We start from the raw sequence: 26,392 nt of genomic DNA on the forward strand, positions 1-26,392 counted from the left end.
GATTGCATTAGAAGGAGTATAAAATCTGTGACAAACTTCACATTCAAAGCGAGCTATCCTTTTTTCCAGATCCCACGTTCATAAGGTTTGGGCACGTTTCGCACGCCTCCCAGCGCTTCTTCCGCATGTAAAGCCCAATAAGGATCGCTTAACATCCCACGACCAACAGCTACCAGTTCAGCCCGTTCTTCCGCAACGATGGAGTGTGCCTCAGTAAAGGACTCAAGCCGCCCCACTGCAATTACAGGTACCTGTAACCCACTGCGAATAAACTCTGCCAGATCCACTTGATATGCAGGTCCTGCATTAGGGCCTCCATTTGAACCTATAGGACCTTCACCCCCAGAAGAAACATGGAACATATCCACTCCAGCATTTTTATACCGTCGGCAAATATCCAGGGCGTAATCAGCATCATATCCACCCTCAACATATTCCTTCGCAGATATTCTCATAATCAATGGCATGTCCACAGGAACAACTTCTCGGACTGCTTTAACTACCTGTACTCCAAACAATGCGAGATCTTGTCCATACTCATCATCTCTGGTATTCGTCAATGGTGAATGAAACTGGTGAATTAAATAACCGTGTGCACCATGAATTTCGACCGTATCAAATCCTGCCTCCACAGCTCTGCTCGCACCTTCACGGAAAGCCTCAATCAACGCTGATATCCCTTCCTTAGAAAGAGCTTGTGGCGTTTTAGAATTAGCATCAAAAGGAATTGCTGAAGGAGCCACTGGCGGCTCAGCATCCACAGCTTTCCGTCCAGCATGCCCTAATTGAATAGCGATTTTTGATCCATACGCATGTACACCATCCGTGATTTTACGATAAGCTTCAATTTGCGAATCACTCCAGATCCCTGTATCTCGATTAGTGATTCTACCGTCTGGATGTACGCCAGTCATTTCTACAATAATAAATCCTGTACCGCCAATAGCACGGCTTACATAATGAACATAATGCCAATCATTAGGGATGCCATCCTCTTTATCCACCGAGTACTGGCACATAGGTGGCATGACAATACGATTCTTCAGCGATAACCCCTTCAATTCATACGGTGCAAACAAATCAGACATTCATGTCTCCATCCTTCCGTAATCTATAATTGGCCCGGGAATTCCCCGTTCTATTAGTATACACGCATTGGTTCCTTCAAGAAATCTTAACTCAAACTGTATTATTAGTAGCATAAATCTACCCATCTATGGAGATAACAATTAAGAATATGGCGATGATCAGGTAGTAAAGGAGGCAGATGGGGATGTATTTTCAACGGAGAGGTCAGAAACTGCTCGTAATATTAGGAACAATTATAACTATGCTATTCCCAACCTATTCTTCAGAGGTTGCGTCAGCGCCTGTACAGAGTCAGAAGACTCCGCAAGATCAAACACAAATTGTACCCACTTCAGACGAAGATACGGCAATTTCAGCAGGTAGCGCTGCTACAAATAGTTCTACGCTTAACAGCAATAAGAACACTAAAGGTCTGACGTTAAGTCAGCTGTTACACAAATACCCAGAGACTTTTAAGACTAGTGGTCCTCGGAATAAAGTCATAGCACTTACTTTTGATGATGTACCTGACCCAAGATTTACCCCCCAGTTGCTTAACATCCTGAAAAAATATAACGTCAAAGCAACCTTCTTTGTAGTGGGAAGTAGAGCAAAAAAACATCCAGCCTTGGTGAAAAGAATGATTAGAGAAGGTCATGCGATTGGAAATCACTCGTATAACCACCCTCAGTTTGTGAAGCTGGAGATGAATGATTTCCGATCACAAATCATTAAGACCGAAAATATTATACAAACCTTGGCCGGATATAAACCCCGTCTTATTCGCCCTCCCTATGGGGATATCAGTGAACAGCAGCTAAAATGGGCAAAAAGCCATGGCTACACGCTTGTGAATTGGAATGTGGACTCTTTGGACTGGAAAGGACTTTCCAAAAACCAAGTTAGAAATAACATTCTAGCTCATATTGGAAGAGGAGCAATTATTCTTCAACACGGTGGAGGCGGTCCAGGTAGTCATCTAGAAGGAACGATTCAGGCTTTACCTGAAATAATCACTATCATGCGAAAACGGGGATATACATTCGTTACCGTCCCTCAACTACTGCAGGTGTCCAAAAGTAAATAAAATATCCCCAAATATATATTTTCTGATACGTAAAAAAAACGGAGGCAGCCCCTAAGGACTCCCTCCGTTTCCTGTTTAACCTTATTTAGAACTTTTCATATCTCTTAGTTATAATTCTCTCTATTTTTATCTATCTATTTAACAATGTATAATTGTACATATTGATATCCAAATGATGATACAAAGCTTTGGCTACCAGGGATAAAGATATCGATACGATTGCCCTTTATAGCACCACCTACATCCGTTGCCGTAGCTAAGAATGCATCTTTAGGTAATCCATCATGTGAATGACCTGTTACCAATACTTTGGTACCCAGTGGAATCACACTTGGATCAACAGCAATAGTACCAATCTTTAGAGGATTTCCGAAATAATCTACGGCTCCCCATCCGCCGTTCTCACTGCTTGCGGAAGAATACGCTGAAGCTTTGACTTGAATCGTTTTGTCATAATTAAAGGACTTACCCCAGGCTTCAACTGTTTTGGACTCTGAGTTTACATTCAGACTTGGTGTAATTACTGGTGATTTGTCAGTTGTAGTTACGGACTCAGCCTGCATTTTACTAGGAATTGTAATCTCAAGCCCTTCGTAAATGTTAAGTGCTGCAACGTTTGGGTTTGCTTTCATTAACTCATTCATACCTACATTGTATTGCTTGGAAAGAGTATAAAAAGTGTTGCCATCCTTAGCGATATGAACGCTGTCTGCATGAGCTGGAACGGCATGCAACAATGCACTGATTCCCATAATTGCAGCAAGGGCTTTAATTGTTCTAAATCTGTTCTTCATAATTGCCTCCTCATAGATGGGCGTGAACGGTATGACTTCCGTATACGCTCGTGTACATTTTAAGTACTTATGTACATCCAGTTTGTGTGATGTCTTGGTGTGTTGCAGTCTTTTGTAAAACTGACAGGACTTAATATATCACAATTTTGTAACCTGTGCTTATGTAATTGTTACCATTGTGAAAAATCAAGTTTCAATATTGTCATTTTTTGTGGATGTTGGTTAACATATTTTTTATTATGTAAACTTAAATAAAAGATACCTGCACTATTTTATAAAAATAATCATATAAAATTCCCGAATATTTTACACAGCGTTAACATTTCATGCTTTATCCAATAGTAGAATGATAGAATATGATAAATAGATTAGATATAGACAACGAATCATATTTGGAGGTCCCATGAATACTGAAGAGAATAAAAACAACCAAAGCAGTCCAGCCACCGCTTACCTCAATAGAGATTTGAGCTGGATCGAATTTAACCGTCGCGTGCTTAAAGAAGCGCAAGACCCTGATAATCCGCTAATGGAACGGGCTAGATTTCTGTCTATCGTATCAAGCAATCTTGATGAATTCATAAGTGTTCGAGTGGCGGGAATTCAAGATCAAATCCGGGCAGGCTATACTAAAAAAGATTTCACTGGCTACACCCCCTCCGGGCTATACAAACGCCTCATCAAGCGAGTTACCAAAATTGTTGCCGATCAATACCGGATTTTCCGTGATATTTCACGGAGTTTGCATAAGGAAGGTATCGTTTTTGTAGATTATGAGGATCTCACTCATGCACAGGAACAATCCATAGAACAATATTACCGGGATATTATCTATCCTGTACTTACGCCAATGGCAGTAGATCAGAGTCGACCGTTTCCACTCGTTCATAGCCAATTTATCTATTTAGCAGTAGTTCTTAATCGTAAGAATGGTCTTGAAGAAGAGCCTTTTTTTGCTATTTTGCAAATTCCATCTAATCTGCCAAGATGTATCCCGTTACCACACCGTTCTAACAGTAAGAAACGGCAGTTCGTATTTATAGAGGATGTTATCCGTCATCACATTCAAACTTTATTTAGTGGATACGAGCCCGTTGCCGTTAGTGAATTTCGTTTAACTCGCAACTCTGATCTCACAATTGACGAAGAAGGAGCCGAGGATCTTCTAGAAGAGATTGAAAAAGAACTGCGCAAGCGTCGTCGCGGGGTTCCAGCAAGACTTGAAGTTCAAAAAGGAATACATCCGTATGCCTTGGAACAACTGCAAGCTGAATTTGAACTGGAAGATTTCCTATTCGAAATTGAAGGTCCGCTTGATCTAAGTTTCCTTCGTAATTTCGCCGGCAATATTAAAGGCTTTGGTTACTTAAACTATCCAAGCATTGAGCCCGTCTACCCTGCTGAATTTGAAGAAAACGAGGATTTCTTTGAGGTATTACGTGAGCGAGATGTTCTGGTCTACCACCCTTATGAATCCTTTGATGCGATGACGGACTTTATCATTCAAGCGTCAGAGGACGAACAAGTGATGGCCATTAAGATGACTCTATATCGGGTAAGCGGAAACTCTCCTCTGATCACTGCACTCGCTAATGCTGCTGAATCAGGAAAACAGGTAACAGTAGTTGTAGAGTTAAAAGCCAGATTTGATGAGGAACGTAACATCGCTTGGGCTCGCCAACTTGAAAAATCCGGATGTCATGTCGTCTATGGTCTTGTTGGACTCAAAACGCATGCCAAAGTCACCTTGATTGTCCGTCAGGAAGGTCATGAATTACGTCGCTACGTGCATGTTGGCACAGGAAACTACAATGACAGTACAGCCAAAGTCTACACGGATCTCAGTCTATTTACCGCTCAAAGCGATATCGGTCTTGATGCTTCTGAGCTGTTTAATCAAATGACTGGTTATTCCGCTGATTTTGACTGGAATGCCTTCATTGTAGCCCCAACGGACATGAGCCTTTCCTTACAAAAGCTGATGAAGCGTGAAGCGGAGCATGCTGCAGCCGGCAGACCTGCACGTATTATTGCCAAAATGAACTCACTCTCTAATCAACAGGTCATCGATGATTTATATGGTGCCGCACAAGCTGGTGTTTCTATCGATTTAATCGTTCGGGGGGTTTGTTGTCTACGACCGGGGATTGAAGGCTTAAGCGAAAACATTACGGTTCGCAGTATTGTCGACCGCTTTTTGGAGCATTCAAGAATTTACTATTTTGAGAATGGTGGTAAGCCTGAGGTGTATTTATCCAGTGCAGACTGGATGACTAGAAACCTAACTCGACGGATCGAGCTGATGTGTCCTGTCAGAGATAGCAATATACGTAAACAAATCGTTAAGATTCTTGAACTATCCCTAAAAGATAATGTGAAGGCAAGCTTCTTACAGCCTAATGGATATTACGAGCAACCAGACGACAAAAAGGCCCCTTTCCGGAGCCAGTTCGCAGCAATGGATGTTACACGTTGGAAGGGAACCCGAGTTTTACCTTCACCGCCCAAGCATTCTTAAATGCTTTTAAGGCGTTCTCAATGTCCTCTAGACCAATCAGAAGCGCTGAAGTGCCCTCAAGGTCCAGATTAAGGGTATTGCCGTGCAGATTAGCTTTCAAGCCGCTTACAATCCCGATCTCGGTGCTGTCCAGTGCAATGCTTAGCTGTACAAGCGACCCGAGCTTATGAATCCACTCTTCGTCGGAAGGCAGCAAAATGTCCTTATACATCTGGGACAATTTCTGCTTCCGGCTTTTTGTGCTATACGAGGCAATCATCGCGCATAGGATAAGCTGGCGGTGTGTTAGTCCACGAATCGGTGAATTCATCAGCCAATAAAGGGTGTGTCGTTTAGATTGATAATAGTTTATGTTAGATCCCGTTCGATGTAGCATGATGGATACATAAATTAACATCTTATGTTCAGCTTTATTCTCCTCATCCTTGAACGCATCAAACAGACTTAGCGCAAGCTTATTGATATGATCTAAATACCGTTTAGAGGTACGAATATCAAACCGAATGATCGTATTTAAACTGTATTCAAGCGCACTGTCACGCACCGGTTGCTCCGGCTTCAATAGATCATGTAGCATACCTTCCCTGAGCCCTTCCCCGCTGATTACAGCCTGACTAGCCCCAATATACTGATATACCGTATGGAAAATAATCAACCCGGATACAATGATATCTGCTCGACTCTTAGACAAACCATCTAAATCTTTACGTTTATCATAAGGCATTGAAGGTAATGTGTTCATAAAATGCTCAATCGTCTCACTGGCCATGGTGTAACCATGAGAATTAGGTAATGAGTATGCTCTAGTCTTTTGATCCAGCTTACCTAAAGAACGAACTGTCCCTCCCAGACCAAACAATGGAAGACCTGCTGTTGCGTTAAGCCAATCATGCTCTACCAATCTCCCCAGAACATAGGTCTCCAGTTTCTGAATCTGCTCTCCATTCCAGTTCCCACCTTGACCAAACATAAGATTGGTATTTACCGCTCCGAACGGAAAGGAAATGCTATGTTGATAACGACGCCCGCAAAAAAGTGTGATTTCAGTACTCCCGCCACCAATATCGATGACATAACCATCCTCAACATTAAATGCATTTATAACGCCCAAGAAGCCAAAGTAAGCTTCCTGATGACCACTGATAACCTCAATAGGTATAGTAGAAGCTTCTGACAAAAAGGCAATAATTTCACTGGAGTTAGCAGCATTTCTGATAGCCGCTGTAGCACCCGCACGAATAGTCTCTACTTCAAAAGCATTGCAGATCTCCTTAAACTGTCGCAAGACTGGGATGATCGTCTCCATATCCTTCTGCTCCAGTCGACCTTCCTTCGTAATCTTCTCACTAAGACGTGCAGAGTACTTACACTCCTTGATGATCTTATAGCCTCCCTCCGGCGTTGTATCATAGATTACAAGACGTATGGAGTTAGAACCAATATCGATAATGCCTATGCGGCGCAGATCATCTCTCATTATGTATGTACTCCTTTTCAAGTTGATTGACCATCTATTATACATGGTTTACATAAATAAATGAACTCAGTCCATTATATCCTCAAATTACGCAACTGTTAAAAAAAATAAAGCGGCGCCCGGATAACTTGTCCGAGCGCCGCTATAACTTCACTTCTTATAACACTTTACTTAAAAAATCCTGTGTACGTACATGTTGAGGATTCCCGAAGACTTGTGCAGGTGTACCCTGCTCTACAATCACGCCGCCATCCATAAATAGAATACGGTCGCCTACTTCTCTTGCAAAGCCCATCTCATGCGTAACAATGACCATTGTCATCCCGTCTTCTGCAAGCTTCTTCATAACCTCCAGCACCTCGCCGACCATTTCTGGGTCAAGTGCTGAGGTTGGCTCGTCAAAGAGCATCACATGAGGCTGCATCGCAAGCGCACGGGCAATCGCGATCCGTTGCTTCTGTCCTCCGGACAGCTGAGCTGGATAAGCGTCCTTCTTATCTTCCAGGCCTACAGTCTTGAGTAGCTCCATTGCAAATTTATCAGCTTCAGCCTGCGGCTTCTTTTTCACCTTAATTGGTGCGAGGGTAATATTTTGCAGAACTGTTTTATGAGGAAAGAGGTTAAACTGCTGAAATACCATCCCCATCTTCTCACGTGTGACATTAATATCGTGCTTTTTGGAGGTAATAGATTCACCCTCAAAAGTGATTTCGCCACCTGTTGGCTGCTCTAGCAGATTCAAACAGCGCAGGAAGGTGCTTTTACCCGATCCACTCGGTCCGATAACGACGACGACTTCACCCTTATGAATCTCCAAGTCAATTCCCTTGAGAATTTCCAGCTTCCCGTAATTTTTTTGCAAGTTCTTAACGGCGATCATCGGTATTCAGCCTCCTTTCCAATCTACCAAGGATCTTGGATAGCGTAAATGTCAGCACAAAGTACATAAATGCGATAATTACCAGTGGTGTCATACCATCATAAGAAATCGTTGTAACCGTACGTGCTTGAAACATCAAATCCGTAACGCCGATAAAAGAAATAATCGATGATTCCTTGATAATGGTAATAAATTCATTGCCGATTGCCGGAAGAACACTCTTGAGTGCCTGAGGGAGTATGATATGACGCATAGTCATCCCTTGTTTCATTCCAAGTGAACGGGCTGCCTCCATTTGTCCACGATCTACACCTTGTATCCCGGCACGGAAAATCTCCGCAAGGTAAGCAGAACTGTTAATGGATAAAGTGATTGCCCCCGACTGAATCGGTGTAAACTCAATGCCGAATGTAGCCAATCCATAATGGATCAGGAACAGTTGTACAAGCATAGGCGTGCCACGTAGGAATTCTACCCAGGCTGTTGCTAAGAAGCGAAGCACACCCCATTTGGACATACGAAGCAAGGAAACGATAATCCCTAGAATAAAACCAAAGAAGACACCCAGAACGGCAAGTAGCAAGGTATACTGCAAACCAGTCAGGAAAAAATCACGATAATCATAAGCCATTTTAAATAATGTAATGTCCATAACCTATCCTCCCATCTCCAAAAAAATAGAAAATAGCTTGTTGCCGCTATTTTCTGTATACACATACAATTTACTTTAGCAGACTTTAAAAATATCCGTTATTTCTTTACTTTGTGCTATCTGCAAGCTCACTAGCAGCCGCAACATACTCATCAATTTTACCTTCTGAGTTTAAACGTGTCAGTGTACTGTTCACTTGATCCAGAAGCTCTTTGTTGCCTTTTTTAATACCAATAGCATAGCCGTCATCTTCAACTTCTGGCTTAGCATCTGTAATTACAAGACCAGGAACATTCTTAACGAAAGATTTGGCCACAGGTCCTTCAATAATGGCAGTATCTACACGATTGGATTGCAATTGTAGAACAATTTCGGAGATTTTACCGAGAGAAGTGATCTTTGCTCCCTCAATCCCTTTAGCGATTTCTTCTTGAATGGATCCAGTTTGCACACCAATTTTAGTTCCTTTTACAGCGTCCATCGTGGCGTATTTATCTTTATCCGCTTCGCGTACAACAATCGCTTGCTCAGCTTTGTAATAAATATCTGAAAGATCAACTGCTTTTTTACGTTCTTCCGTCGGGCTAAGTCCAGAAATTACAATATCTACTCTTCCACTGGACAATTCGTTCAATAGTGAATCGAATGGCAAGTCCTTAATTACAAGCTCAGCACCCATATCAGCAGCAATTTCCTTAGCAATGTCAATATCAAAGCCTACGATAGTATCTTTACCATCTACTACTTTATGGAATTCGTACGGAGGAAAATCAGCACTTGTTCCCATAGTAAGCTTCTTAGTAACCCCACCATTAGTTGCATTTCCACTTGCAGCGGTATCATTATCATTTTTATTTTGACCGCAGCCTGACAGCAGGCCTACCGCTAATATCATACCTAAACTAAGTTTACCCCATTTGTTCATTTCTATATCTCCCCTATTCTTATGAAAAAAATCTAAGTAGTCCCTTTGACCGACTTATTATAAATCAGAACGCATGAATATGCAAAGGCATAATTGTGACAATAACTTCCTTTTATTGGGTTTCATAGCAAACAGCTCACTCTTCTGAGAACTATCACTCTACATTTATTCAATTTTTATATAATTTTATACATTTTTACTATTCCCTAACTTAACCAAATCATGCGGGTAATTGCACCGGGTTTCATCAAAAAAAGGAGTGCACCAGAAGTATGATTCATACTTTAGCGCACTCCCTTATTAACCTATTACAGAATATAATGAATCCTTATTCCGTAATTTCATTATAAATATCAATGTACTGTTGCGCTGATACATTCCAGCTATAATCGCCAGCAAACGCGTTTTTCGTGATCTTTTTCCAGTGTTCAGGCTGCTTATATAATGAGATCGCCCGGCGAAGCGCAAACATCATATCGTGGGCGTTGTAGTTACTGAACGTAAAGCCGTTACCTTCACCGGATTCTTCATTATAAGCTTGAACAGTGTCATTCAGGCCACCCGTTTCGCGCACAACCGGTATGCTACCGTAGCGTAAAGCGAGAAGTTGACTGATCCCACAAGGTTCAAACTTGGAAGGCATAAGAAAGATATCGCTGGAAGCATAAATTTTGCGTGAGAGCGCATCATTAAAGAGGATTTGTGAAGATAGCTTTGTCGGATAACGCCAAGCCGCCTCCTTAAACCATCGCTCATAGGACTCGTCCCCCGTTCCAAGCAAAACAAATTGAATGTCATCATTATACAGTAGCTCATCCAACACACGAGTAAGTAGATCCAAGCCCTTAGAATCCACTAGACGAGTAACCATGGCCACCATCGGAATATTAGCATCCACAGGGAGTCCTAATTCCTCCTGCAAGGCTAGCTTATTCTCCGTTTTCTTTGCCAGATTAGAACGATACCGTGTAACAAGACTTGTATCCGTTGCAGGGTTATAACTTTTTGTGTCAATTCCATTCACAATACCACTTAAAACATCTGCTCGCGCATTCAACAATCCATCTAGCCCGTAACCATAATAAGGGGTCCGAATTTCTTCCGAGTAGGTTGGACTAACGGTGGTGACACGATCGCTGTATACAATGCCACCTTTTAAGAAATTCACATTCCCGTAATACTCCACGCCTCCAAAATAACTACTGTCCAGACCCAAAAGCTCCCCAAGCACCTCATAAGGAAATACACCCTGATACAACAGGTTATGTATGGTAAATACACTTCGCATTTCGCTGTAAAATGGATTGTGTCGATAATGACCCTGAAGCAGCATTGGGATTACAGCCGCATGCCAATCATGGCAATGCAAGACGTCCGGCTGAAAATCAATAGCTGGCAGACACTCCAGCACCGCACGATTATAGAACGCGAAGCGTTCCCCATCGTCCATGTATCCGTAAATTCCGTCGCGTCCGAAATAATACTCATTGTCGATAAAGTAAACAGGGATACCATCATAAACCATCTGTTCGATCCCGCAGTATTGATTACGCCAGCCAATTGGCACATACACTTCCGTTAAGTGCTCCATTTTCGAAGTGAACTTTTCTGGAATCCCACGATATTTAGGCAAAATCACTCGTACATCTACCCCTGCAGCTTTTAGCGCTTTAGGTAATGCTCCAATGACATCGGCCAGACCACCCGTTTTGATAAATGGATGAGCTTCAGCTGCGGCAAATAAAACTTTCATAATTATTTCCCCCTTTAAAGTGTACGGATTCTCTATTCGTACTTTGATCTATCACTCATTTGCCTCTTTACTCTTACCCACTCGTGCCGTTTTCTTAAACACCAGGAAGCTAAGAGGCGGTAATGTGAGTTCTATACTGTTCACCTGATTATGCCATTCCAGCTTTTTGCTCTTCTGAGGTGAGTTGTGTAGACCTGAGCCTCCAAACGCTACATCTTCCGAGCTAAAGATTTCTTCATAAGTCCCTGGACGTGGAACACCTATACGATAATGCTGACGCAGGGCAGGTTGAAAATTAATGATAAACAGCAAGGTATCTCCAGGCTTCTTACCTCTACGCAAATATGAAATTACACTTTGTTCATTGTCATCTGCATCAATCCATTGATAACCCTCTTGGGAATGATCAAGCTCCCACAGGGCTTTCTCCGAGCGATACAATTTATTAAGTGCAGCAGTGTAAGCTAGCATACCGCGATGGCTGTCATAGTCCAGCAGTAGCCAATCCAGCTGCTCCTGATCCTTCCACTCGATAAATTGACCAAATTCTCCACCCATAAACAGGAGTTTCTTTCCGGGGTGGGATATTTGATAACCAAGCAACTGTCTAAGTCCTGCGAACTTTTGTTCATAAGAACCCGGCATTTTGTCCAGTAACGACTTCTTGCCATGAACAACCTCGTCATGTGATAACGGTAATGCATAATTTTCGGCATAAGCATAACATATTGGAAATGTTAATAAATTATGATGATGAGGGCGCCCCCAAAAATCATGTTCTATGTAGCCCAATGTGTCATTCATCCATCCCATATTCCATTTGTAGTTAAAACCGAGGCCACCCTCATGAGCTGGCGCTGTAACTCCCGGCCAAGCACTAGATTCTTCTGCCATCATTAGTGCCTTAGGAAAATACTGAAATATCGCTTTATTCAGGTTCTGAATAAACTTAATGGCTTCTAAATTCTCCAGACCACCATTCACATTACGTCGATATTGATGAGCTTGTTTCTCAAAATCGAGACGTAGCATACTGGTAACCGCATCTACACGCATCCCGTCAATATGATAATACTCAAACCAAAAGAGTGCGTTAGAAATGAGGAACGAAGAAATCTCAGGCTTGCTGAAGTCGAACGACAGGGTTCCCCAGCCTGGTTTTTCCGCTAACATTGGATCTGCATATTCATAAAGTGGCGAGCCATCAAACATTCTTAAACCGTGTGCATCCTTTGCAAAATGGGCCGGAACCCAATCCAGAATGACACCAATTCCAGCTTGATGCAAATGATCGATTAAATACATCAACTCATGGGGTTCACCATATCGGCTCGTAGCCGCAAAATACCCCGTTCCTTGATAGCCCCATGACAAGTCGTATGGATGCTCAGCAAGCGGCATAAATTCAACATGGGTATAGCCCATTTCCACCAAATAAGGAATTAATAATTCACTCATTTCCTGATAGCTGTAAAATTCCCCGTCTTCTTTTTGACGCCAAGTTCCAAAATGCATCTCATAAATGTTCATCGGTTGATGATATGGAGCTTTACTCTTTCTTCTCCATGCAGCATCTCCCCAACGATAACCACTGAGATCCGTAACAACGGATGCAGTCGCCGGTCGAACCTCAGCTTTGAAGGCAAAAGGATCCGCTTTTAGGAAGCTGGAGCCATCACTGGCAACAATCCTGTATTTGTAAAAAGTTCCCGGCTGTATTCCCGGAAAAAAACGACTCCAAAATCCTGAATCGGGTATCTTATATAACGAGTCCATGTCCTGCGTTCCATCCCAGCCATTATGATCACCAGCTAGTCCTACATATGTCGCATGAGGAGCCCACACGGTAAAGCGCACGCCCGTAACGCCTTCTTCAGCGGCAGTGTGCGCACCCAGCATAGAATAGCTGCGATAATTGGTGCCCTCATGGAACAAATAAATATCAGCAGCTGACGGAAGGGTATCGATTGTTGCTTTTTCAGCCAATTCTACACCACCTTTTTTGAATGCTTGTACCTATTACATTACCCGAATATTACCATTTTGAAAATGATTTGATGTGAAAACAAAAGATTTTCTGATAAAGAAATATTAATTGTAATTTTTCTTTTTACACAGCAATATACTTCACCTATGTCGTTTCAAGTGCTTGTCGTGAGTTTATATATCAAGCATTGACAAAATAAATGGGAGGGATAACAAATGAATAACAAAAAAGATTGTATCGCCATGCTCTTGGCAGGAGGGGAAGGCCGTAGATTGGCTCCCTTGACTTCCAGTATGGCTAAGCCTGCAGTCCCTTTCGGTGGACAGTATAAAATTATTGATTTCCCACTAAGTAATTGTGTAAACTCTAAAATTGATACAGTAGGTGTCCTGACACAATATGAAGCTGAATCCTTACATGAACACATCGGTGAAGGTGAGCCTTGGGGCTTACATAGTCAAAAGGATAAAGGTGTAACCCTGCTTCCTTCCGGTGTTGAAGGCAGAGACAGCTATACAGGAACTGCTGATGCAATTTATAAAAACATTGAGTATATCGATAGCCGCAATCCAGAACATGTTCTCATTCTATCCGGTGATCATATTTACCATATGGATTACCGAAAAATGCTGGATTACCATGTAGAGAAGGCTGCAAAAGCCACCATCTCCGTCATGGAGGTGCCGTGGGATGAAGCTAGTCGTTTTGGAGTGATGAACGTAAATGATGAACTAAAAATCTCTGAGTTTGCGGAAAAACCAAAAGTACCTAAAAGTAATTTAGCTTCTATGGGTATATATCTGTTTGAGTGGGCTTATCTGAAGGAGCACTTGTTGCGGGATGCAGCTAATCCGAATTCCAGTCATGACTTTGGTAAAGACGTTATACCAACGATGCTTGATCAGAATGATGATTTATTCGCTTACCGCTTCAAAGGATACTGGAGAGATGTAGGTACTGTGGGTAGTCTCTGGGAAGCACATATGGATCTTCTGCAAAAAAACAATGGCATGAAGCTCGACAAAGCTCATTGGCCGATGTATAGCCGGAGTCGCCGGACTAAGCTTGCTGTTCATAAACCACGTGTTCAGATTCCATCAACGGACTCTCTCGTGAATGAATTCTGCACGCAAGAAGGCAGCTTGCAACGTTCTGTAATCTTCAATGGTGTGGAAATTGGAAAAATGAGCCAAATTAAACAAAGCGTTATTATGCCTGGCGTTCGCATCGGACGTGGAGTACAGATCGAAAATGCCATTATTGGCGAAGGCGCCATTATTAAGGATGGTGCTGTCGTCAAGGGAAGTATTAATAATATTGTAGTTGTTGGGCCTAATGAGACCGTAGCTCCTAAGCCAGCGGTTCGAAATCAACCCTCCCGTCTGTTTCAGGATGTTTATGAGAAGACAGGACGTCTACGGGAAGTTCTCCCTTCATAAGAACCATTATATATATAAATACTTTATCAAGCAAAAACGCCTTCGGCGTCCCAAATGGACGGTAAGCGTTTATGCGAGAAATATAAGGATAATGTATAGTGTGAAACCTATATATTCTTATATTTATAAAAAGGGGCTGTTGTCCTGGTCGATCATGACCAGAGCAACAGCCCCTTCAGTTGTTAGCAGTTAACCTTTATAAATCTTGGAGCGCTGACCATTCTCTATCCAGAATGCTCAACTCTACACAATCTACAAATTGCTCCCCAAACAGCGCCGCTTCGCGCTGAACACCTTCCCGCTTAAAGCCCACGGCTTCGTAGGTTTTCAGGGCAACGGTATTGAAAGCATAAGCCCCAAGGGATAGACGATGCATTCCTAAGCTCTTAAATCCGATCCGTAGGATTTCATTCATCATCCTTGTTCCAACGCCTCTACCCTGATAGTCAGGATCTACTACAACCCTTCCAATACGTGCAGATCGATTCAAACGATCTATTGTTGAAAAGCTGATATGACCGACGACCTGCTGAGTAGCTTCGTGCACCGCACAGAAGATAAGCCGATCGGAATTTGCTGGGTGATTCGTTCCACTTAAATACCTAGTAAGCTGGTCATCATCAAGCGGAAAGGTAAATGAAGGTCCTGCCCACTGCTTCAGATACTCAGGTGAGACACTCCATCGTTTCAAATGTTCAACGTCCGATTCAGATATAAATCTAAGAATCAGACGATCAGGATCTGGCTGCTTCTCAAAATGCTCATACAGGTTCACTAAACGACCATTTCCCATATCGTTTGTGCCCATATAATGAAAGCCCATACTTTGGTAATAACGATTGAGTTTAATGTTGTGTGCCACGGTATCAAATCTAAGCCCACTGCAGCCAAGTTCTTTAGCTCGCACCACTGCAAATTTAAGCATGTGCTGACCAAGTCCCTGACTGCGGTGTGAACCCGCTACAGCCAATCTATGCAAATAAGCATAAGACTCATCATTCTTACTTCCCCAGTATTGAGGATCACTGAACTGCAGCGTGAACATTCCGACTACAATCTCGTCGTCAAGCGCAAGATAAACATGCCTGTCGGTGAAATAACCTGCGATATCATTCTCATTAAATTGTCCCGGAGTCCATTGCTTAATCCCATTAAGCTCCATCCAATTTGCTGCTTCCTGCAGCAATCTCAAGACATCACCTGTCCGTTCGGGTCCTCCGCGCACGATCCTAATTGAGTTCCCCAAGACTTCCATTTCCATACCTCCTAGACATCTGATTCAGGTAAAGTAGCTTGATTCTGTGCTACTAGATCTGAATTGACCTCGGGCAGCTTGTCAGTAAGTGGCAAAATTACGGTAACTTCAGTTCCGCTTCCAAGCTCACTTTCCATTTCGAGCTTCCCGTGGTGAAGTTCCACGATTTGTTGTGAGATGGCTAGACCTAAGCCCGTTCCCCCATTCAACGCATCCACTTGAAAGAAACGGTCTTTAACTCTGGAGATATGTGCTTCACTAATCCCAATGCCACTATCACGAACCATGATAGCAGTCTCATTAGCGGACAGTCTCTTCGCAGATAATTCTATACTGGAGTCCTCATGAGAAAACTTAACGGCATTGTCTACCAGATTCAAAAAGACTTGCTTTAGACGATTAGCATCCCCTTTTACAAAGATTCCATCTTCACATTCTAGGAGCAAGTGGATTCGTTTCTTCTCTGCCTTAGCCCAAATATTCAGTATCGTCTCTTGAAGTAACACCTTTACATCAACAATCCCAATGGACAGCTTCATTTGGTTCTGCTGCAGCTTTGAAAAGTCGAGAATCTCTTCCACGAGACCAATCAAGCGTTCACTTTCTTTGGAAATGATGCTGACTCCAAGCTTCGTCTCCTCCGGATCATAACCACCAGAGACCAAGGTCTCACTCCAGCCCTTGATACTTGTAAGGGGGGTCCGCAGCTCATGTGAAATGGACGAGATGAAATCATCCTTAATCTGATTGCTGCGCACAATTTCCTGAGCCATATAATTCAGCGTTGAAGCTAGCTCACCAATCTCAAACTTGTAGTTTCCCTTAATTCGCACATTAAACTTGCCCTTAGCCATCTGGGCTGAAACCGCCGTAATGTTATTGAGCGGTTTAACGATTGAATTGGCAAGTCCGAAGCTGAACACGATAACAACAGCCATGACAGCTGCACCTATACCAATCGACAATAATGTAAGATTAAGCAAATCGTTGTTAATGCCTTCAAGTGAAGTAAGATACCTTAGGACATACGTATCACGTCCGTGAACCTGCAGCATCTTGGACACAGCCATAACACTCTCGTTAGTACCACTCTGGCGCCCTACCCAACGGCCAATGCTGCCCCCTACCGCTTCAGGGACGTCACTAGTTGTAATCGTACGGTCAGGCTGAAAACCGGTCGAACTGGTAATCATGTCACCATTCAGGGTCAATACTTCTAGTTCTGTATTGGGCAGCTCAAATCTATCCAGCAGCACTTGCAGTTGGTACGAGTTGTTATCGCCATCTATCTCGTATTTATGAAAAAACGACTCTGCCGTGGTAATGTGATTTTTCATCTTGCTATATACACTGTCATAATAATACGTTCTAATGGCAAGCAGGAAGATAACTTCTACGAGGAGAAGCGCCAAAAAAACTACAAGAATGTAGTGTAGAACAATTTGTCTGCGCATCCCCTTCTTAATCATTGTACTTGGCCTTTCCATCTATAGCCGTGTCCCCATACGGTTTGTAAAAATTCTGGCTCTGACGGATTATTCTCTATCTTTTGACGCAGACGACGAATATTCACATCCACAATCTTGGGATCACCCATATACTCCTTGCCCCATACATGATCCAGCAGAAGATCGCGGCTGAGCGGCGTATTTTCTTTTTCGAGAAAGAATTGGATCAAAGAAAACTCCGTTGGCGTCAGTTCAATCGCTTCATTATCACGTTTAAAATGTTTGGAAATAAGATCCAAGGTAAATGGCCCTGAAACGAAAGAAACTTTCGCTGACTGTTCACGATGAACGTTCACTCGGCGCAGCAGCGATTGAATTCGAGCAATCAGCTCTGTCGGGCTGAATGGCTTGCTAACATGGTCATCTGCGCCTACAGATAAGGCATACACTTTATCTTGCTCTTGAACTTTTGCTGTCAGAAAAATAATACCCAAACGTTCATTGGTTTCTCTGACACGTCTACATACTTCAAATCCATCAATACCCGGAACCATTACATCCAATAGCGCAATATCAATATCAGGGATCGTGGTTAACTTGTGAAGAGCTTCATGCCCATCCGCAGCCTCTATCACTTCGAACCCATTACGCTTCAAGTTAATGACAATAAAACTACGAATGGACTCCTCATCTTCCAGGATCAGTACTTTACTCATCTATTCCCTTCCTTTCTATAGGGGAAGCAATTTTATTACTTCCTTCCTTTGTTGTACTTTGTTCTAACTTACCGCGGTAGGCGATGACCTTGTCTGCATCACGTGCAAGCAAATCCCAACCATCATTCTTCACTCGGTCCCATTCTGAAGGAGAGAAGAAGGAAACCTCAGCAACCGTCTCACCAGTATCTGACATGATAAACTTAAGGTTCTTATCCAAAACCGATTTCGTATCAACTGTCACCTTCCCATGCCATTCCGGTGAAAAATTAATATTGAATCGATCCGATGGATCATGATATAGCTGGGTTGCAAAGGTCAGACCTTCTTTCCCATCCCATTTATAATAGGAGGTAAAGTATGGAATTTCAGCTGGATCGAAATACTCCCATCCTTTAGGCGTCTCAAGCAATCCAATTTCAATAATGCCATCATGATCAATATCTTCGCTTGCAATCCGACGATCTTTATATGTCCGCGCATCGCCTGGTAATACCACACGCAGCTTGTTATTCTCCATAACGACTATAGAGGTATAGGCAGATTGGGAATCCACTGCAGCATCCAATACGATTCCTTCTTTATCCTCAGAGATTTTTCCTGCAACAATATTGTAATAATTATTAAAATAAGGGTCGATATTATCAAGCTTATCGAGTACCTTAAAGCCATCATTGTACTGATAGATCGAAATGGTTGCAAATTCATTTCTTTTAAAGTAAACAACGGTTATATCTTCAATTCCATCTCCATTAAGATCATCAATCATATATTTTGTATAAGGATGTGAAAGCACTTCCTCTAATGATCCGCTGGAATAACTATAGACGACAAGACCCTTCTCTTCACCCTGTGAATAGCCGGTAACAATTTCAAGCTTCCCATCACCCGTCATATCCTTCAAATCAACCGACTCCAACACAGATCCATCGCCATCGAATACTAGCTTCTTGACCCAAGTGTCGCCCTGTTTCTCCAGGATCATCCCGTGAATCTGTACGGCTTCTCCTGGGGTCTTATAGAACACTAGTGTCTCCATAATTCCATCCTTATTGAGATCCTCAGTAAAGATGGTACTATCATCGTCATTGGTTGGACGAATCAACGTGGAACCTGCTGGCTTAAGTGAATTAATAGCAGCCATAAGTGTTGCTTTGTCAGCAGACAATTGTGGGGATTTCATCTTAGAAACAGGATCACTGATGAAAGTACAACCCGACAGTACGGATAACGTCAGCGTTGCGGCTACAAAGCACCTAAGACTTCTCATATTCAACTTCATCACTCTTTCCCTTATCCGTGTCCTATATTTAAAGATTTGCACGTTCTTGGAACGTTAATCTACGCCCCTTTATATCATGCTTAATTCTGCCATCTTCTAGTACCCACAGACGTGTAGCAAAACGTTCCGCTAATTCAATCGGTAATACCGTTACAACCGTAAGACCGGTTTCTTTACACAGCTTCCGCAATGTTTCCAGGACGCTCTCCGCGGATTTAGGATCTAATCCCGTAACCGGTTCATCCGCTAAGATCACTTTAGCGCCGTGAGTCAATGCTCTTGCAATCGCTACACGCTGCCGTTCTCCACCACTAAGTTGACTAGTTTTCATCTTCGCCTTATCTAAGAGGCCAAGTGCATCCAATTCATCCATTGCACCCATATAATCATCTGAACGTACCATCCCAGTGACCATTCGCCATAACGGCGTTTGTGCGGACTGGCCGATCAGTACATTTTTCAATGCAGTACGGTTAGGATTGAGCTCTGCATTCTGCTCCAGATATGCCCACTCACGGCGGATTTTTCTTTTACCCGTAAAGGCATTCGCCATAATATCTGTACCGTCCACTCTAAAATTCCCTCTATCCCACTTCTCACGCAGCGCTAAACAACGCAGCAAAGTGGTCTTACCGCTACCGCTAGCTCCAAGTATGGCAACGAACTCACCAGGTTCTAATTGAAACCCGATATCTTGCAGAACTGGATTTTTATCTTCCCCAACTGCCTTGGCTAAGTGTTCAACTGTGATCATAGTTCAGCCTCTCCCTGTCTTTATCTATAATCTATAGTGTACTCTGAAAGCCAGATGAATTTCCATGCGAGCACTCGTTCTTATCTTACCTCAAATTTTTTGCCGTGGCGAGAAAAATAACCCAAGCAATCCGAACATGATATATAAAGCACCCATCAAGCCGAAAATCCCCCCGCCCCAGCCGACTTGCATGAGCAAACCGCCGATACCTGGACCTATAATACTGCCTATACTAAAATGGAAGGAAGCAACCACATTTGCAGCAGGCAGTAAATGTCGTGGTAAAATATCTGCAGCCAGACTAAGACCTAATGAGAAAAAGGAGCCTACAAGTCCCCCAGCAATCATCAACAGCACCATAGTCACTTTGAAATGGTCACCTGCTAGTGGCAGCAATGCGAAGGCAATTCCGCCTCCAATCCCGGTAAGAATCAATACCTTCTTTCGACCAAATCGGTCGCTCCACACCCCTAGTGGGAATTGTAACAACAGTCCCCCTATGCCTGCAAAAGGCAATAAGGCTGCAATTTGATCCGTGCTGTATCCGATCCGGAGACCATACACTGGAAAATTACTGTTTAAGCTCGCTTCCATGAAACCGTACAGGAGTGCAGGAATTAAGGCGAACCATGCTAGACTATAGCACCGGCCAAACCGGCGCACCTGACTTTCGCCACTCTCAACTTTATCCGGCCTGGAATCGGGAAGCATAGTAACTGCAAGTATTAGGACCAGCAAAAAAAGAAAAGCTAGAACAATAAAAGGTGTTGCCTGGCCAAAACGAAGCAGACTGATTCCAAGTGGCCCCAAGCTAAAACCCAGACCATAGGACATTCCGTACAGGGAAAGATTTCGTCCCCGATGCTCAGCAGGCGTCATTAGCAGTACCCAAAGCTGGGCGGCATAATTGATAGCTGCATCACCAACACCAACAAGTAGACGCAATACAAACCATATTTTGATTCCAGGAAAAAAGGGGAATAGGAGCAAGCTTACCAAGACTAGGCTTATTCCACCAGCAATCAATTTTTTAAATCCAATTGCTCCCAGAACTCTTTCAGCAATCAAGGTCATTCCGAATGATCCTATGTATAGTGCAGCTGCATTTAGTCCATTAAGCGAAGAGGAAACTCCTTTCTGCTCCAATAAAATGGATAATACGGGAAGCAGCATCCCTTGGCTGAGTCCAGCCGCTATTGTAGCGGTAATAAGAATCATGAAATTCATTTTGCTGTTACTTCGAATAGATAATTTTGGCCGGTCTGACACAGATGATATCCCCCTATGATTAATAACGCTAATTTGTTCTAACGCAATTGGCAAACACCGAACATTATAGTGGACAACCCTCTTCAAAACAAGAGATAATATGAAGATGTTACGGATTTCCTGGGGGTGCATGAGGCATGGAGTACGAATTAAAGATCGACGTATCGCCGGTTTATGAACTGCTGGACAGTTTTATGTTATATGTAACTAGAAAATGGATCTCCAATTTGGACATTGGTCCCCACTGGATAAGTGATGTGGAAGATCGCATTTCTCCTCATAAGGTAACAGCATTAATGCAAGCCGCCGAGTGGCCTTTTACGGATTATGATGTGCTTTATGCCTGGGTCTACATTCGAGGACCTGTAACTTCAGTGCAGCATTTCTTTGATGATCTGGATTCAGCTTCCATAGAAGAATGTTATCAGCAGATCGCTCCGCTCATTCAGGAGTTTACGATTGAAGATGCTTTTCGGATCCGAAACAGCTATAGTCCACTCTTGCGTCTCTGGTATGAGCAGTACTTCCGCCATGTGGAGCACAAAATTTTACCGCTATTAATTGAAGATGCTTCCGAGAAAAAAATGCTTGAAAGCAAAATGGACCCCATTTCTTTAATCGAATATGCATCTGGCGGTGTAGTTTTCGAGGAGATCTCGGATCTAAAAACGATTGTATTACTGCCAACTGTTCATAATCGTCCAATTAACACCTACTGCTTCTACAAAACCATGGTGATTGTACAGTATCCTGTAGATGTACCTTTAGAAGATGAAAATGAGCCGCCTATGGTCCTTTTGCGCATGACCAAGGCACTTTCCGACCCCACCCGACTTCGATTGCTTCGTTATGTCGCACATGAACCAAAGTCGCTTTGGGAGATGCAATCTGATCTTAATCAATCCAGAGAAATGCTGATGCATCACCTTATGATCCTACGAGTAGCCGGCTTACTCCGCATCCATCTTAGAGGTGAACAAGACGAACGTTTCAGTATTCGTCCAGATGGCGCCTCAGAGCTTCAAATGTTCCTAGAATCTTATATTTACCTATAAAACACTATACAGATACAGATCCAAGGAGTGAGAGATATGAAATACATGACACAACAGGTGATTTTCGATCTAGATGATACACTGGTCCACTGCAACAAATATTTCGATCTGATTTTAGGGCAATATTTTGAGCTAATGACAGATTGGTTTAATGAATTTGGCCCGAGCACCAGTGAACTACGCGACAAACAAATAGAGATTGACGTGCACACGGTCAACACAAGTGGTCTTGCTAGCGATAATTTCCCTAAATCACTAATCGCTACCTATCGTTATTTCTGCGCCAAATATAATCGTCCAACGGACCGTTTTCAAGAGCAGCAATTACACAAGCTCGGACTAAGCGTCTACGACCAAGAAATCGAAGCTTACCCTGGCATGGTTGAAACGCTTGATACGCTAAAGCAGGATGGCCACCATTTATTCCTGTACACAGGTGGAGATGATACGATCCAACAACGTAAAATTGAGCAAATGAAGCTGGATACTTACTTTGATGACCGGATCTATATTCGTCAACATAAAAATGTTGAGGCGCTTGAAAATATTTTGACTACACAAGGCTTTGACCGCAAACGTACCTGGATGATTGGTAACTCGTTACGGACAGATGTACTTCCGGCAGTAACCGCAGGCATTAACAGTATCTATTTGAAGCAACAGAATGAATGGAGTTACAACCTTATAGAACTAGAGCAAGAAATGCAGCAAGCTGTGAAGACGATCTCCTCCATCCATGAGGTACCGCCCGTTATTCGTACAGCTACCCTGCAAAAACTCTAAGTTCAACTTAACCTCAGACATTGTTACAAATGACATATCTACTCTACCTCAGGGATGATTATACTATTTTTGTACAATTCCCAAATGAGGTAGGAGATGAGATATGAACAAGAAAGTGAAGTCCAACCATTCTCGAACTAACAAACAAATGCTTCCCATGCTCTTAGGTGTAGTTGTTGTAATCCTTGTCGCTGTTATTGTCTTCATCCTTAATGACAAGACGGACAGTACAGAGGGATTACCTAACTACACTGATGTGAAGGGGAGCATTGTTGTTGATGGGCTAAAATACGAAAAGCAACCTCATCTTGGTAGTCCTGATGCCAAAATCAAAGTTATCGAATTCGCAGATTTCAAATGTCCTGCCTGCAAAAATTGGACGGAGAAATATCTGGATACTTTTGTTAAGGACTACGTGGATGCCGGAAAAGTAGAGCTCTTCTTCATGAACTTTGCCTTCCTGGATCGAGATTCCTATCTTGCTGCAAGTGCAGGTGAAGCCATTTATAAGCAAAGCAACGAGAAGTTCTGGGAATATCTCCATAAGCTGTATGCCAATCAAGGCGATGAGAGCAAAATATGGGCTACACAGAAGTTCATTCTAAATTTCGTCAAAAATAATATTGAAGGCATTGATTATGCTCAATTCGAGACAGATCTCAAGAATCATACCTATATGTTTGATGTCAAAGAAGACTTTAAGGTCGCGGGATCGTACGGAGTTAACGGAACACCTAAATTTATGGTGAACGGTGTCCTGCTTCCAGACTCCTCTTACGAAGGGCTAACTGCAGCGATTGAGGCACAGCTGGCTAAAGCCACTGAATAATTATAGCGAGCTAGCATAAAAAAGGTGTCTCTGCCACGTATCCAACATGGCTAAAGACACCTTTTTGTCGTACACACAATCTTTCTAATCGACTATGATTCTACCGTTAATTGGCCCGTATCCATATTCTGTAGTACTAACTTGCCCTCAAGAGGCGTACCGTCTTCACTGGTAAGCTTTAGCTTGCCTGTCCGACCTTTCTCAATCAACGCCTTCACTTGCGTATCCGTGAGTGTACGTCCATGGTTCTCTTTCCAGATCACGAATTTGCAGCCTTCCTTGTAATGAGAGCAGCCATAGCCTTTTTTCCCCATAAAAATCATTCCACCGCAACCGGGACGCGGACAGCTTCCGATGACCTTAGGACCTGAATTGGCGGATTCCTCTTCACTACTTGCCTTGCGCTTTCTCGGCGCCGCAGGCTTGTCGCTGGTTTTACGGGATGTACTTCCAGTGCTTCGCCCTTTAGCACCTGTATTAACAGAAGGCGTCTCCCCTTCAAAAGAGGTTTTGGACGCCCGAGATTGTACTCGTACTTTATCCACGATCATACAGGCAAATCTTTTTACATTCTCCATAAACTGCCCGTCCGACGCCGTTCCTCTGGAAATTTCGTTCAAGCGACGTTCCCATTGTCCGGTCATTTCCGGTGAAGTCAACAGCTCAATACCCGCTCCACGTATCAGCTCAATAGCTGTGCGTCCTTTTTGTGTGATGGCGATTTTTTTACCCTGCATTTCAATGTATCCGACATTCTTCAGCCGTTCTATGGTTGCTGCACGGGTAGCCGGCGTTCCAAGCCCTGAATCCTTCATGGCGTCACGAAGCTCTTCATCCTCAATCTGCTTTCCAGCACTTTCCATCGCTCGAAGCAGCGTTCCCTCTGTGTAGTGCTTGGGTGGCTGTGTATCTTTCTCTTTAACAATAGCCTCACTACAAACCACTTCTTCTGCCGGAGCAATAGAGAATGGCTCATTCACTTCAATCTCTTCGTCCTCTTCCTCATCCTTATTCTTTCCCTTGGACGACTTTGCTTTATCCTTCTTTTGGTCCGCGTAAATGACCTTCCAACCTAAGCTTAACAATTCCTTGACCGTAGTTTTGAACTTTTCGTCCTCCACATCTGTCATAACTGTATGCACTTTATACTCCGCAGCCGGATAGAATTGAGACAAAAAGCGCCGCACAATCAAATCATACAGCTTTCCCTCATCTGCACTAAGTCCTGATGCTTTACGATATGTAGGCAAAATGGCGTGGTGATCCTCAACCTTCGAGGGGTTACAGATGAATTTATTCCCTTTATGAACCAGATTACGATTCGCACCCTTCACCCATTCATCATAAGCCGTCCCTTGCAGCGCAGATAACGTCTTATGCATCTCAGGAATATTCTGTTCAGTAACATAGTTGGAGTTCGTCCGCGGATAAGAAATCACCTTATGCTTTTCGTATAATGCTTGAGCGATATCGAGAGTTTTTTTTGCGGAAAAAGCGTACTTTCCATTCGCCTCCCGCTGCAGCAGCGTCAAATCGTACAGCTTATTCGGATACTCTTTTGTTTCCTTAACCTCGTAAGACTCAATCCGGCCCGGTTTTCCTTTGACCTTGGCAGCCAGCGCCTCCGCCTTATCCCCGTCAGTCAGCCGATCCCCCTGCCACATCCCTTTATAGGTCATTTCATTCTGAGTAAAATGTCCCTCCACCTCAAAAAACTTAAGGGAAGAGAACGCCTCAATCGTCTTCTGACGGTCGTAAATCAGCGCAAGCACGGGAGTTTGAACTCTACCCACTGACAGCAGCACATTATGTTTTGTAGTAAATGCACGTGATCCGTTCATCCCGATGAGCCAATCCGCTTCACTGCGAGCTTTTGCTGCTTTCGTTAGATTCTCGTACTCCGATCCATCCCTCAGCTCCTGAAATCCTTTGCGAATGGTCTCTGGCGTCAGATCCGAGATCCACAACCGCTTCACAGGATGCTCCAGCTTCAAATGTCTCTGAATGAGAGAAAAGATATGCTGCCCTTCTCGCCCGGCATCGCATGAATTCACTAGAAGATCACTTCGTTTCGCAAGATCTCCGATTACCTTCAGCTGATCAATTGTCCGCGCATTAGGAACCAGTTTGAACTGGTCTGGAATAATGGGCAGATCATTAATGTTCCACTTTTTGTATTTAACATCATAAGCATCCGGCTCGGCCAAACCGATTAGATGCCCTATTGCCCATGTAATAATGTACTGCTCCCCTTCAAGATAGGAACGGTAATTTTTGGCCTTCGGTTCTATTGCGGCGGCGATATTCCGCCCCATATCCGGTTTCTCCGCAATAATGAGTGTCTTCAAAAACAATCGCTCCTTACCTTTTCGTTCTTAAGTCCAAAATGCGTCCAGTATTCTATTATAACATTAACCTCGG

The 26,392-nt window shown here is 43.1% G+C and carries 21 protein-coding genes; 6 read left to right on the plus strand and 15 right to left on the minus strand.

Annotated features, from left to right (window positions below):
• Window positions 1-53 precede the first annotated feature (53 nt).
• Window positions 54-1,088, minus strand: coding sequence for an NADH:flavin oxidoreductase/NADH oxidase (locus QNH28_RS16155; RefSeq protein WP_283907597.1), 1,035 nt, complete (start codon window positions 1,086-1,088; stop codon window positions 54-56).
• 185 nt (window positions 1,089-1,273) lie between these two features.
• Between QNH28_RS16155 and QNH28_RS16160 the strand changes: the two genes are divergently transcribed.
• A complete protein-coding gene (locus QNH28_RS16160; RefSeq protein ID WP_283907598.1) occupies window positions 1,274-2,155 on the plus strand; it encodes a polysaccharide deacetylase family protein in 882 nt (293 codons plus the stop codon).
• A 134-nt stretch (window positions 2,156-2,289) separates the two neighbouring features.
• On the opposite strand, the gene QNH28_RS16165 is transcribed toward QNH28_RS16160, so the two are convergent.
• The gene (locus tag QNH28_RS16165; protein WP_283907599.1) at window positions 2,290-2,949 is read right to left on the minus strand and encodes a 3D domain-containing protein; all 660 of its coding nucleotides are present in this window, start codon (window positions 2,947-2,949) and stop codon (window positions 2,290-2,292) included.
• A 403-nt stretch (window positions 2,950-3,352) separates the two neighbouring features.
• On the opposite strand from QNH28_RS16165, the gene ppk1 reads away from it, so the two are divergent.
• Window positions 3,353-5,467 (plus strand): polyphosphate kinase 1, encoded by a 2,115-nt coding sequence (gene ppk1 / locus QNH28_RS16170; protein WP_283907600.1) that lies wholly within the window; start codon window positions 3,353-3,355, stop codon window positions 5,465-5,467.
• On the opposite strand, the gene QNH28_RS16175 is transcribed toward ppk1, so the two are convergent.
• The 6 genes from QNH28_RS16175 to glgB form a co-directional block, all read right to left on the minus strand.
• Window positions 5,415-6,944 (minus strand): Ppx/GppA phosphatase family protein, encoded by a 1,530-nt coding sequence (locus QNH28_RS16175; protein WP_283907601.1) that lies wholly within the window; start codon window positions 6,942-6,944, stop codon window positions 5,415-5,417. The genes ppk1 and QNH28_RS16175 overlap by 53 nt on opposite strands.
• A 157-nt stretch (window positions 6,945-7,101) precedes the next feature.
• Window positions 7,102-7,824 (minus strand): amino acid ABC transporter ATP-binding protein, encoded by a 723-nt coding sequence (locus QNH28_RS16180; RefSeq protein ID WP_283907602.1) that lies wholly within the window; start codon window positions 7,822-7,824, stop codon window positions 7,102-7,104.
• Window positions 7,811-8,476 (minus strand): amino acid ABC transporter permease, encoded by a 666-nt coding sequence (locus tag QNH28_RS16185; RefSeq protein ID WP_042128253.1) that lies wholly within the window; start codon window positions 8,474-8,476, stop codon window positions 7,811-7,813. The genes QNH28_RS16180 and QNH28_RS16185 overlap by 14 nt, the downstream gene beginning before the upstream one ends.
• 106 nt (window positions 8,477-8,582) lie before the next feature.
• Window positions 8,583-9,401 (minus strand): transporter substrate-binding domain-containing protein, encoded by an 819-nt coding sequence (locus QNH28_RS16190; protein WP_283907603.1) that lies wholly within the window; start codon window positions 9,399-9,401, stop codon window positions 8,583-8,585.
• A 328-nt stretch (window positions 9,402-9,729) separates the two neighbouring features.
• On the minus strand, window positions 9,730-11,154 hold the full coding sequence (gene glgA / locus QNH28_RS16195; protein WP_283907604.1) for a glycogen synthase GlgA: 1,425 nt from the start codon (window positions 11,152-11,154) through the stop codon (window positions 9,730-9,732).
• A gap of 51 nt (window positions 11,155-11,205) precedes the next feature.
• Window positions 11,206-13,140, minus strand: coding sequence for a 1,4-alpha-glucan branching protein GlgB (gene glgB / locus QNH28_RS16200; protein ID WP_349654992.1), 1,935 nt, complete (start codon window positions 13,138-13,140; stop codon window positions 11,206-11,208).
• 216 nt (window positions 13,141-13,356) lie between these two features.
• Here glgB and QNH28_RS16205 point away from each other — a divergent pair, with 216 nt between their 5' ends.
• A complete protein-coding gene (locus tag QNH28_RS16205; protein WP_076283564.1) occupies window positions 13,357-14,580 on the plus strand; it encodes a glucose-1-phosphate adenylyltransferase in 1,224 nt (407 codons plus the stop codon).
• A 196-nt stretch (window positions 14,581-14,776) separates the two neighbouring features.
• Here the strand turns inward: QNH28_RS16205 and QNH28_RS16210 are convergent, their stop codons facing one another.
• From QNH28_RS16210 to QNH28_RS16235, 6 genes are all read right to left on the minus strand, one after another.
• A complete protein-coding gene (locus QNH28_RS16210) occupies window positions 14,777-15,835 on the minus strand; it encodes a GNAT family N-acetyltransferase (RefSeq protein WP_283907605.1) in 1,059 nt (352 codons plus the stop codon).
• An 11-nt stretch (window positions 15,836-15,846) separates the two neighbouring features.
• Window positions 15,847-17,304 carry a sensor histidine kinase gene (locus QNH28_RS16215; RefSeq protein WP_283907606.1) on the minus strand — a complete coding sequence of 486 codons (1,458 nt, stop codon included), beginning with the start codon at window positions 17,302-17,304 and terminating at the stop codon, window positions 15,847-15,849.
• Window positions 17,301-17,999 carry a response regulator transcription factor gene (locus tag QNH28_RS16220; RefSeq protein ID WP_042128265.1) on the minus strand — a complete coding sequence of 233 codons (699 nt, stop codon included), beginning with the start codon at window positions 17,997-17,999 and terminating at the stop codon, window positions 17,301-17,303. The genes QNH28_RS16215 and QNH28_RS16220 overlap by 4 nt, the downstream gene beginning before the upstream one ends.
• Window positions 17,992-19,269 carry a hypothetical protein gene (locus QNH28_RS16225; protein WP_283907607.1) on the minus strand — a complete coding sequence of 426 codons (1,278 nt, stop codon included), beginning with the start codon at window positions 19,267-19,269 and terminating at the stop codon, window positions 17,992-17,994. Before QNH28_RS16225 ends, QNH28_RS16220 begins: the two co-directional genes overlap by 8 nt.
• A 40-nt stretch (window positions 19,270-19,309) precedes the next feature.
• Window positions 19,310-20,035 carry a phosphonate ABC transporter ATP-binding protein gene (locus QNH28_RS16230; protein ID WP_283907608.1) on the minus strand — a complete coding sequence of 242 codons (726 nt, stop codon included), beginning with the start codon at window positions 20,033-20,035 and terminating at the stop codon, window positions 19,310-19,312.
• A gap of 90 nt (window positions 20,036-20,125) precedes the next feature.
• On the minus strand, window positions 20,126-21,280 hold the full coding sequence (locus QNH28_RS16235) for an MFS transporter (protein ID WP_283912173.1): 1,155 nt from the start codon (window positions 21,278-21,280) through the stop codon (window positions 20,126-20,128).
• A 161-nt stretch (window positions 21,281-21,441) separates the two neighbouring features.
• On the opposite strand from QNH28_RS16235, the gene QNH28_RS16240 reads away from it, so the two are divergent.
• The 3 genes from QNH28_RS16240 (at window position 21,442) to QNH28_RS16250 (ending at window position 23,971) form a co-directional block, all read left to right on the plus strand.
• Entirely contained in the window at window positions 21,442-22,359 is a 918-nt protein-coding gene (locus QNH28_RS16240; protein ID WP_283907609.1) for an ArsR/SmtB family transcription factor, read from the plus strand.
• Between the two features lie 36 nt (window positions 22,360-22,395).
• Window positions 22,396-23,142, plus strand: coding sequence for an HAD family hydrolase (locus tag QNH28_RS16245; protein ID WP_283907610.1), 747 nt, complete (start codon window positions 22,396-22,398; stop codon window positions 23,140-23,142).
• Between the two features lie 103 nt (window positions 23,143-23,245).
• Complete coding sequence (locus QNH28_RS16250; protein ID WP_283907611.1) at window positions 23,246-23,971, plus strand: thioredoxin domain-containing protein; 726 nt, start codon at window positions 23,246-23,248, stop codon at window positions 23,969-23,971.
• A gap of 92 nt (window positions 23,972-24,063) precedes the next feature.
• On the opposite strand, the gene QNH28_RS16255 is transcribed toward QNH28_RS16250, so the two are convergent.
• Window positions 24,064-26,319, minus strand: a complete 2,256-nt coding sequence (locus tag QNH28_RS16255; protein WP_283907612.1) for a type IA DNA topoisomerase — start codon at window positions 26,317-26,319, stop codon at window positions 24,064-24,066.
• Window positions 26,320-26,392 lie beyond the last annotated feature (73 nt).

The organism is Paenibacillus sp. G2S3 (assembly GCF_030123105.1).
Lineage (GTDB): Bacteria > Bacillota > Bacilli > Paenibacillales > Paenibacillaceae > Paenibacillus_AQ.

Coding starts and splice junctions, on each gene's coding strand:
- QNH28_RS16155 (WP_283907597.1), bottom strand. CDS start 1,088: ATGTCTGATTTGTTTGCACCGTATGAATTGAAGGGGTTATCGCTGAAG.
- QNH28_RS16160 (WP_283907598.1), top strand. CDS start 1,274: ATGTATTTTCAACGGAGAGGTCAGAAACTGCTCGTAATATTAGGAACA.
- QNH28_RS16165 (WP_283907599.1), bottom strand. CDS start 2,949: ATGAAGAACAGATTTAGAACAATTAAAGCCCTTGCTGCAATTATGGGA.
- ppk1 (WP_283907600.1), top strand. CDS start 3,353: ATGAATACTGAAGAGAATAAAAACAACCAAAGCAGTCCAGCCACCGCT.
- QNH28_RS16175 (WP_283907601.1), bottom strand. CDS start 6,944: ATGAGAGATGATCTGCGCCGCATAGGCATTATCGATATTGGTTCTAAC.
- QNH28_RS16180 (WP_283907602.1), bottom strand. CDS start 7,824: ATGATCGCCGTTAAGAACTTGCAAAAAAATTACGGGAAGCTGGAAATT.
- QNH28_RS16185 (WP_042128253.1), bottom strand. CDS start 8,476: ATGGACATTACATTATTTAAAATGGCTTATGATTATCGTGATTTTTTC.
- QNH28_RS16190 (WP_283907603.1), bottom strand. CDS start 9,401: ATGAACAAATGGGGTAAACTTAGTTTAGGTATGATATTAGCGGTAGGC.
- glgA (WP_283907604.1), bottom strand. CDS start 11,154: ATGAAAGTTTTATTTGCCGCAGCTGAAGCTCATCCATTTATCAAAACG.
- QNH28_RS16205 (WP_076283564.1), top strand. CDS start 13,357: ATGAATAACAAAAAAGATTGTATCGCCATGCTCTTGGCAGGAGGGGAA.
- QNH28_RS16210 (WP_283907605.1), bottom strand. CDS start 15,835: ATGGAAGTCTTGGGGAACTCAATTAGGATCGTGCGCGGAGGACCCGAA.
- QNH28_RS16215 (WP_283907606.1), bottom strand. CDS start 17,304: ATGATTAAGAAGGGGATGCGCAGACAAATTGTTCTACACTACATTCTT.
- QNH28_RS16220 (WP_042128265.1), bottom strand. CDS start 17,999: ATGAGTAAAGTACTGATCCTGGAAGATGAGGAGTCCATTCGTAGTTTT.
- QNH28_RS16225 (WP_283907607.1), bottom strand. CDS start 19,269: ATGAGAAGTCTTAGGTGCTTTGTAGCCGCAACGCTGACGTTATCCGTA.
- QNH28_RS16230 (WP_283907608.1), bottom strand. CDS start 20,035: ATGATCACAGTTGAACACTTAGCCAAGGCAGTTGGGGAAGATAAAAAT.
- QNH28_RS16240 (WP_283907609.1), top strand. CDS start 21,442: ATGGAGTACGAATTAAAGATCGACGTATCGCCGGTTTATGAACTGCTG.
- QNH28_RS16245 (WP_283907610.1), top strand. CDS start 22,396: ATGAAATACATGACACAACAGGTGATTTTCGATCTAGATGATACACTG.
- QNH28_RS16250 (WP_283907611.1), top strand. CDS start 23,246: ATGAACAAGAAAGTGAAGTCCAACCATTCTCGAACTAACAAACAAATG.